Annotated in this window: 5 protein-coding genes; 4 read left to right on the top strand and 1 reads right to left on the bottom strand. The window is 63.5% G+C overall.

The window, feature by feature from the left end; all coding sequences use genetic code 11:
- Positions 1 to 113 precede the first annotated feature (113 nt).
- Together HPY44_15860 and HPY44_15865 are read left to right on the top strand one after the other, a co-directional pair.
- Positions 114 to 2,285, top strand: coding sequence for a hypothetical protein (locus tag HPY44_15860; protein ID NSW57484.1), 2,172 nt, complete (start codon positions 114 to 116; stop codon positions 2,283 to 2,285).
- A gap of 2,245 nt (positions 2,286 to 4,530) precedes the next feature.
- A complete protein-coding gene (locus tag HPY44_15865; protein ID NSW57485.1) occupies positions 4,531 to 5,688 on the top strand; it encodes a hypothetical protein in 1,158 nt (385 codons plus the stop codon).
- 63 nt (positions 5,689 to 5,751) lie between these two features.
- Here HPY44_15865 and HPY44_15870 read toward each other — a convergent pair whose 3' ends face one another.
- Entirely contained in the window at positions 5,752 to 5,934 is a 183-nt protein-coding gene (locus tag HPY44_15870) for a hypothetical protein (GenBank protein ID NSW57486.1), read from the bottom strand.
- A gap of 102 nt (positions 5,935 to 6,036) precedes the next feature.
- On the opposite strand from HPY44_15870, the gene HPY44_15875 reads away from it, so the two are divergent.
- Together HPY44_15875 and HPY44_15880 are read left to right on the top strand one after the other, a co-directional pair.
- Positions 6,037 to 7,794: a hypothetical protein gene (locus HPY44_15875; GenBank protein NSW57487.1), complete on the top strand. Its 1,758-nt coding sequence runs from the start codon at positions 6,037 to 6,039 to the stop codon at positions 7,792 to 7,794.
- Between the two features lie 2 nt (positions 7,795 to 7,796).
- Positions 7,797 to 8,780, top strand: coding sequence for a hypothetical protein (locus HPY44_15880; protein NSW57488.1), 984 nt, complete (start codon positions 7,797 to 7,799; stop codon positions 8,778 to 8,780).
- Positions 8,781 to 9,055 lie beyond the last annotated feature (275 nt).

Consider the following 9,055-nt stretch of genomic DNA (forward strand, 5'->3'; position numbering starts at 1 on the left):
CTTGAGTGGTGTGGAGAGAAGGTCCTGGGAAGGGATACGGGGAATAGCTCCATCGCACGTCGCCGCTGAGTGGCGGGATATCATCTGCGTCAGCCCCCCGGGGGGGATTCCACATGGACCGTCGTCGCGTCGTGGTTCTCTCTGCACTGCTGGGTGTGCATCTGTGTGCCGTCGGTCTCGCGCAGGAGCAGGGGCTGGACCGACCAGCCGTTGCCGCCGTGCAGTCTGCGCTCGCCGGTGGCGATACTGAACAGGTCGCCCGTCTGTTCGTTGAAGGCGCCGTCTGTCGGCAAGGGCTTGATACGCCCCAGCCGAAGGCCGAGCTTCTCGAGAAGCTGGGTGAGGCCGCGACGCCGGAGGTGGAGACCAGCTTCACGGACCTCCGCCCGGTCGGCACCGATTGGCTTGTGGCGTCGACCGCCGGCGTCGAGGGGGACGAGACGCTGCCGAAAGCTGTCGCGATCTGCGAGGCCTGGAACGTCAGCGATTGGGGACTCACTCATGTGCAGTTCTCCGGGCCCGGGGAAGCGCCTGATGCCAAACCCGAGCAGATCACCGAACTCCTCAAACGAATGGCCGCGGCACGCCGAGCCGGGAACGCCGACGACTGGTTTGCGCCCTGGGACTCGGAAGCGACCGTGTTCCTGGATCGGTGGGGCAAGGTGCAGCCTCTCAGCGCCTACGAGACCGCGTTGCGGGATGAGCTGGCCCGTACGGGACCGCAATCAGACTACGATATCGCGCCCGGCGAACCCGTCTTCGAGGGGACGCTCTGCGTCGTTGCCGCCTTTGAAACCCGGCTAAACTCTGACCCGAAGGCGTGCCTGTTCGTGTTCGTTCACGGTCCCGATGGCTGGCGTATCGTCCATATGCTCGCCGAACAAGGCCGACCCACTGTGCCTGTGCCATCCATCGACCCGCAGGCGAAGGGTACCCCGCAGGGCAAGCCGCCCACGTCGAAGTCGTTCCGCAGGCTTCCGCTGCCGCTGCCAAAGTCGCGCCGGAACCGGCCGTATATCCAGGGGGACGTCCTCGTGTGGCAGGACAGTATGATCCGCGACGAGGACTATGACGTCTGGGGCTTCCACGTCCCGACTCAGGGCCTGTATCTGATCAACGCACCCGAACCCGTGTCGAACCAGACGTCCCCCGTCATCAACGACATCCGCGGCTATGTGGCCTGGACAGACGACGGTACAAAGCTCTCAGGCGTTGACCTGTACGGGCTGCACCTGCAGAAGGCGACCCCTATCCCGTGGGGCGCAAGTTTCGCACCGGCCAAGCACCCCGAGAGGATTTTCGTCAATGGATTTGAGCTTCCGCGGCCCCGGTCTGACGCACTCACTGCAGAGCCCGGCGACCAGGGGCAGCAGCGCATGAGCGGCTGGAGCATCGTCTACGTCTCGAAGCCTGAGAAGGGCTACCAGCACCTGCGCTGGGCCAGCCTCCGGCGGTTTCCACTCCAGAGCAAACAGATCACCGGGCCACGAGCGATCGAGCCTTCGGACCCCGACGTCTGCGGCCGCTGGGTGGTCTGGCAGGACCGGCGCAACGGCGACTGGGACATCTACGCCCTGGACCTCACGTCCGGTCGCGAGTTCCCGGTCTGCGTTGCGCCAGGGGACCAGGTTGCCCCCCGTGTCGACGGGAGAATCGTGGTCTGGCAAGACGGACGACGCGATCCTGGAAGATGTCGTGGCACGGCGCCGCCACGAACAGAGAGCCCGCAGGACCCATTCCCGGTGCGGCTGCCGAGTGACGAGAAACCGAAGCCGTCTGAGTTGGCGCACAACAATGACGCGCCATGGTGCGTATTGGCCGCCGACCTCACCACTGGGGAGACGATGTTCGTCGGCGGCGAATTTGGGCCTGCCGTAGAGCCCGACATCGACGGCCCGGTCATCGTCTGGCGTGAGCGCATCCTTGGCGACTGGGACATCATGATGCTGCACCTTGCCCTGCCGCTGCCGCTCATGGTGACGTGTGACGTGTTACCTGATTACCAGCCATCCGTGTGGGGGGATCGCATCGCGTGGGTCACGCGCGAGGGCGCAAGTGAGTCCATCAATCTGCTCTGGTGGGTGGTGCCCGCGGACAACGGAATCACGGCATCCTTCGCCGGCAGTCTGTTGGGTAAGCTGGTTGCTCTGCCGGGCAGCGACCTGTACCACCGGGCAAGTTGCTGGCATGTCGCCACGACGAGGGATTTCCGTCTCGTTGATCGAGACGCAATCGCACGTGACGGACTGAAGCCCTGCCCCGCCTGCCATCCGCCGGAGCAGTAGGCACGTACGCCTGGTTGCGATGAGGCGTGTGTGCCTATGCGGTTGCTGGACGCCGTTGGGCATGTCTGGACAGACCAAGTACCAATACCCGAGGAGGATGTATGCCGCGCCATAAGCCGGGTCACTTACGTGCGTGCCTTCTCTGCATCGCGGTGATTGCAGCAGACTGTCTCTGTGGACTCGCCTGGTGCGAACTGCCGGCAGGCGTCGCATCCGAGACCGTTGCGCAACTGAAGGCCCAGATGACTGACGTCTTCTTGCCAAGTACGGACGGAGCGGTCCACAATGCGCGATTTGCCCCGGGCTACGACAGCCACAACTTCGCCTGGGCGATCGCGCTGAACACCGGCGCACCTTCGCAGCATGTGGAAGGTTATCTGCTACGGCGGGCTGTTCTTGTGGAGCTACTACGGACCCAAGGTTTCCTGGTCCCAGGCGATACTCTCGGCATCTGTATGTTCTCCAACCAGATCCACGCCGGTGGCACGACTGCATTCTCTATCGTCTCTGACGAGTTCAGCCGGCAGCAGAGCGCTGTGACGGGTTCGCTTCCGGGTGCGCCCCGAGCCACACAAACCGCCGATAGCGTCCATGCCGACGCCGTCCGAGCGTGCTATCGCTGGCTGGCCGATTGCCGACGCTCGGGCATGCGTCATCTTGCGTTCTTGCTCTTGACCGATCCATCACTATCTGGCGCGCTTATCGCTTACGATGTGGCGTCACGACCGGCTGAGCTCGGCCTTCCACCGGTATCCGTGCGCAAAGTCGCCATAACCACTCCCACTGGCACACGAGGGCAAGTCTCACCCGTACGGCTTGCAGCGGTATGGGCTGTTTTCGATTCGAAGGAGGATGCGGCAGCAGACAGGCTCTGTCCTGACGGTGCGGAGCAAGGACGACAGAACGCGCTGAAGCAACTCGCGCATGCTCGCGGCTATATCCGCGGCCGCCTGGTCGATGCGAGCGGCAATCCTACCTCAGCCGAATGGGTCACCGCCGGCCGCGGTTTGACCGTCGCGTCATCCGCTCGAGACGGCACGTATTGCATAGAAGTCCCCAGTTTGGGCAACTACATCGTGCGCCCCCTGTCGCCGGATCGCGTTGCAATACCACACGCACACTCGGTCGCAATCTCCGAGGCAGAACCGGATGCATCCCAGGTGAACTTCGTGCTTCGGCCCTCCACCGGCCAACGCGTCGTTGGTATGGTCGCAGCCTCACCGGGCCCCGGATGCGATTGGCGAGGGCTTCGCCCCGCGAGCCGGGCGGTGATCAGCGTGCGGGATCGCTCCGGCGCGCCAGTGATCGATGATTTCCGTACCGACCGCTTCGGGGTGTTCTCACTACACGGCCTGCAACCATCCGACTACGTCCTCACGGCGACAAAAGGTGAACACAAGGCCACAAGTACGCTGCACGTCCCTGCCAACGGCATGTCCGCGATCATGCCCCTCGTTGTCCTCGAGCAGGGCCCCGGGTTGGCGGAACGTCTAGGTCACCTGGTGTCCTCGCTTCTCCCAGTGGTGCGGGTCTGGCTCCCAGGACTGGCCATATTGCTCGCGTTCCTGGCACTGGTCGCTTCTGCAGTCAGTGGTAGGACAGTCATTGTTGCCCCAACCACCCAGAATGGTCATCCCCCGTCGTGCGTCCGGGTTGACATATTTCGCCCGCATAGGCTATTGGATGCAAGCGGCGAGCCGGTTGCAGTGGCTCGTCGACACGCTTTCGGGCCGGTCGTGCTACACATTACGCACCCGGGTGCGCGTCTGATCGGTCCGGACGGCGCCCCCGCAAAGGGCCGCCGCGCTGCCATCAGGACTCGGATGACTATCCGGGCCGGAGAAGCCAGTTGGATTGTCACTCCTGCGCGCGCTCCGTCCAAGATCGGCCAAGGAGTTGCCAAGAAAGTGCTTGTTGGCTCTTCGGCGACCGCGTCGAGGCGGTCCCAGATGGAGCTGTTCTCGCAACCCGAACAAGCAGCGCACGTACCCTACGTCTATCTTCGGCAGGTACAGGATACGCCGGGGCCAAGCGCGACCCACGAAGTCCACGAGGTGCCCGAAGGACCGCACGCTTCGGCGCCACCGAATCCTGCCGAGACGCCGCCAGCCGCCGAACCGAGGCCTGCCGGTTCAGACAAGTCAAACAGGCGCAAGAAAGTGGTGCGCCTTGGTAACGACGACCGACTCGATTGGGAGCCCTAATCTCAGCATACGAGGGAGACACATCCCGAACACGGGAAGCCATGCCTAACGATCCCGCACTCCGAATTGAGGACCGTTCCGGCACCTTCCGTCTTCCCGCGGGCGGCAGCCGCGTGGTCGTGATTGTGGATAGCGCAGCGGAAGCGATCGGGCTGCATGAACTGGCGATGGGAGTCGTGACAGAACTGGGGGCGCGGCACTGCGCCGCCGTCTACGACCTTGGCACGCAGAAGGGCGCGTCTCCCGATGCCTGGTTGGGAGGTGCCCGCGCGGTACGGGGTGCGAAGACGGACGACCCACTTCGCGTACTGGGACCGACGCTGGACGCCATCTCTCGCGACGCGAGACTGCATGGTTGCGAGCCAGTCGTCGTCGCAGCTGGCCCTATCTGGGACTTGGCCGACTATGCTGCTTACGACCGCCCGGTGCGGATCATCACGCTTCCGGGAATCGGTGTCCTGCCTCCGGGATGTCCGGATGCGTTTACAATTGACTGCAGCGGCGAACCCGAGAAAGCCGCGAGGTCGCTGCTACACGTGCCCATTGAGATCATGATCGGTCAGCCGGGTTTCATGCCCTATCAATGGGATAACCCGGAGTATGCCCTGGAGATGGGTCGCGACGGCGCCGTGCTGGTTTGGCGATGCGGCGCCGAGCCCGCCGACATCACGGTCGACTATCTCTCTGATCGCGCCGATGATCCGCTGACTGCTCACATCATACACTCCGACGGTTCAGTCAAGACGGTGGCACTCTCGTCCGAGCCCCTGCAACCACCCCCTTTGGACGGTCAGTCAACGGTCCTCGGTCACCTGTCGGAACGGGAATTCTCAGCACTGAGAGAGGCCCGGTCAGGGAGGCCCTTCATCTGCCCGCGGTGTGGTCACGAGCACCCCGCAGGTTGTCTGCGCTGCCAGCGTGATATGCGCACGGGGAGTGCCGAGGGCTCTCCCGTCTTCGAGTGCATCTCCCGGGCCAGCGGTCTCGTGCTGTTCGTCGAGCACCGCGAGCAGAGTGTTCGGGTCTTCGAAGCGGCGAGCCGCATGACTCGAGTTGAGCGCCGCTGCGTGGTGGACGCCGGACCGCCGGCCGTCTGTTACCGGTACGACGAGACCGCTCGCCGCTGGACACGCGAGCCATTCATACAGTACCACCACGTTCCGCCGGTGACCTTCCTGGCGATGAGCGAGGGGGGCTGAGCAATGCCGAGAAACGAACGCACGGAGGGTGACCGGCCGGAATGTGCTGGCCGCTCCCCAAAGTCAGTCACGCGGTACGTCAACGTCGGGCAGTACCTGTACGGGAAGCTGCGTGCAGAAGACTCTGAGTACGGTCGTGAGGGGTTCCAGGTCATTGCCTGTACGCCCGGCTTTCTCGAGGAGCCACAGATTGCCGGCATCTCCGCGCACCTCCTTGGACCAGTGCCACTTGCGGGTGAGCCGCATCGGCTATTTGCGGTTCTGGGCAAGGGTGACACGCGCAGAGTTCTCGTCGGGCAGGTGTCTTTCGCCCGGTACCGTGACAGCGCAGGACGCGAGGACCAATTCGTGGCCCATCTGCTCATCATCGACGCTAAGGACTTCGAGAGGGAACTCGCTGGCAATCCCTTCTACATCCTCGACGGCGGATTCGCGTTCGCGTCGGAAATCGAGGATGCCATCGAGCGTCGTGAGAAAGCAAGAGACAGCGTCAAGTTGCCAGTAGAGCTGACCCGTGACCTGGGTTCGGAAGACATCAAACTGTGGGACGAGACAGACGCAACCTCCCGGAAGGCGCTGGCACATCTGGCGGTGTGCGAGCACTGGCCCCATGCCGTCGACGACCGGGGCGAACCGAAGCCAGAAGCTATCAGGGCCGAGTTCCTCGGGACGCCAGGAGAGATCGAAGCGACGCTGAGGGGTATCTTTGCCCTGCTCTCAGCCGAGATCCGCATGACCTGCACCTTCAATACCGGAGCGGCGAGAACCACGTTGCCGGAGTTCGGTTTGTGGGCTTGCGGTCTCCGCCAGAAGGAGCCGAAGCAGGAACGCGTGGCACGAGTGGACTGTGCTGCACGAAGCGTGGAGGGGGTTCCGCAGACCGCATCCATCCCCGAGAACTACGGCCTTTGGTTGGTGGACCGAGTGGACACCAATGCGACATTCACTCACGTCCTCAGTGAGCGGACAGATGCGGTAAAGGCGTTTCGACTGGTGGATGGGAAGGGAGAGGGCTACTCGGATTCGGACGACTGGAGCCTCATAGAGTCAGTTATAGGCACCGACGGCGCTGGCCGCTCAGAGGTCCGCGCCCGGATTGTGGCAAGGGCGGCCACACGGATCATGTCGTTGAAGCCTCCCAGACTCGACCAGAAAACCATCGAGCAGCACCTGGATATGGGTCTCCGCAAGGTGTTGGCCCTGCTCCACGGCCCAGCGAGCGGGTTGAATGATTTCTGCATGGAGCTACGGGTCAAGCAGGGCGGGGAGTTTGGGCGTCGCGATATCGGCGACTGGGAGCGCATCGTCGCCGGCCTCGGTGACAGCCACCGCATGAAGGTCCTGAGAGAGGCGTTCTTGGCTGCCCGGGATCCCCGCAGGAAGCGCGTTAGGTTGGCCCAGTCCCTAAAGGATCAGGTTGAGCAGGAGGGGGTAGATGGGTACGGGAAGACGGCGAAGGACATTTGGCGTCTCCGACTGGCCGATCCCGCTCAGCTATACGTCCCGGGGTACGCCGCGGTCCTTCTGGACGAGGTCGGCGCTGATCTGACCGAGCCCAGGAACCACGAGCGTCTGTGCGCCCTCATTCGCGAGATCCTCAAGGCCGCGCCCAGAGCGCCCTCCCGGGTTGCGGACCTGTCCGCTCTGCAAGCTCTCCGAACCGTGGACTGGCATAGCGTGGTCGGGCTCCTTGCAGTGCGTGAGCTGTATGACCTGGAGAACACCGAGACGACCTTTGAGTTGAGGGAGGCCGTTAAAGAAAGGTTGGGACGCGTCCGGACTTTTGTCGGTGGGCTAGTGCTGGCTCTTGCTGCCGTCCCCGTCGCGACCTGCCTCCGCAGGTTCCTCCTGACTGAAGACGTGGGCTCATCGCGGCTCTTTGGGAATCTACCGAGACCTCAGGCAGCCTTTATCCTCGAAGCCGCTACGTTGCTCTTCAGCCTATGCATCGCGCTCATCGTGTGGGTACTACGCGGGCCCAACATCGGCGACACGGCGATGAGTCTTGCTCTGGACGTTGGGGAGTCACTGCGGAGCGTGAGGGACGACTTCTCTGGCTGGGTCACGGGGCTGTTCAGCTCCCGAAGCCGCGGGAAGGGCGCCTGACTATGCCGACCAAGCAAGTCCTCTGCCCATTCCACGTTGGCCATGTGCAGCCCGCGCTGCGGGCTGACGGTTACTACTGCCCGGGGGCGCCGAATGGCTGCGGCCGGAAGTTGCCCGGTGAGTACGTCGAGAACCCACGCAGGCCCGCCATGATCGCAGCCGTGGGGTATCCTGGCCATGGTAAGACCGTCTACTTCTCGGTCCTGATGGGTGTCTTCACCGACACCAGCATGCAGAACCTGGGGACAGGCTTCTTCAGCAAGACCCTGAACCCCGAGAGTGCCCAGCGCATGCTTGACAGCGCCAGGATGCTCAGGGATGGACGACTGCCGCCTCCGACCACCTACACCTTCGAGCATCCTACCGTAGTGCGCGTGAGCAACATGAGCATGGTGGGCACGCGGGACCTGCTGTTCTACGACGTCAGCGGCGAGGCCTTCGAACGATGGGGCCGTTCCGGGCAACCGGATGAACGGATCGTCCGCTACTTCACTCTGGCGGACACGCTTCTGGTGATGTTCAGCCCCACCGCGCAGACAGGCACCCGGAATCCGTGGGAGCTGATCGACTCATACGTGGGGGACGTCAGTTCCCGTCCCGGCGGCGCAGACAGCCTGAAGAGCAAGCGCGTGGTGCTCATGTACACCCGGGGCGACGAGATGATCACTGCTCTCCACAAGGTCGGATTCGGCGATGTCGCGAACTACCTGACCGCGGAGCCCGGGCCAATTGACGACGACTACGGTAGCATTCTGCAGTACATCTCCGGCCGTCTGGCCGAGTTCACCTGCGCTCACATACCGGGCGGCCTGAACTTCCACAATCTGTGCGCTGACCACTTCGCGGCGGTGCACTACAGCATTGTGTCTGCTCTCGGGAGTGCACCAATCCAGGTATCCGGCGGCAACGCTTCCGGTATACGACAGGTGCAGTTCACCGAGCCGCGTCGGATCGCCGACCCACTCATTCTCGGGCTGCCTCGTTGAGGGAATTGCGTGTCCATGCTCTTCCGTAGGCCAATGACGAGACCACAACCGGAATGCCATGGCCCGTCCGATGCGCGGCTGGTCGGACCTGCATCGGTTCTGTTCCTGCGCGTTGAAATCGCGGCCAAGTCCTGCTGGATGCAAGCACTGCCGCTGCGCAAGACGCAGCTCGAATGGTACGCTGGCTCCACTGGAGCGCTGGGGAACGCGTGGTACTGTGAGACGCAACTGCTCCCGGCCGAGGGAAACAGAATCCCGTGGCGGGCCACCCCCGA

It is taken from the genome of Armatimonadota bacterium (assembly GCA_013314775.1).
Taxonomy (GTDB): domain Bacteria; phylum Armatimonadota; class Zipacnadia; order Zipacnadales; family JABUFB01; genus JABUFB01.

What these genes read in the sequence shown, in the direction of transcription:
- HPY44_15865 (NSW57485.1), top strand. Translation starts at nt 4,531, where the DNA reads ATGCCTAACGATCCCGCACTCCGAATTGAGGACCGTTCCGGCACCTTC.
- HPY44_15860 (NSW57484.1), top strand. Translation starts at nt 114, where the DNA reads ATGGACCGTCGTCGCGTCGTGGTTCTCTCTGCACTGCTGGGTGTGCAT.
- HPY44_15870 (NSW57486.1), bottom strand. Translation starts at nt 5,934, where the DNA reads ATGCGGCTCACCCGCAAGTGGCACTGGTCCAAGGAGGTGCGCGGAGAT.
- HPY44_15880 (NSW57488.1), top strand. Translation starts at nt 7,797, where the DNA reads ATGCCGACCAAGCAAGTCCTCTGCCCATTCCACGTTGGCCATGTGCAG.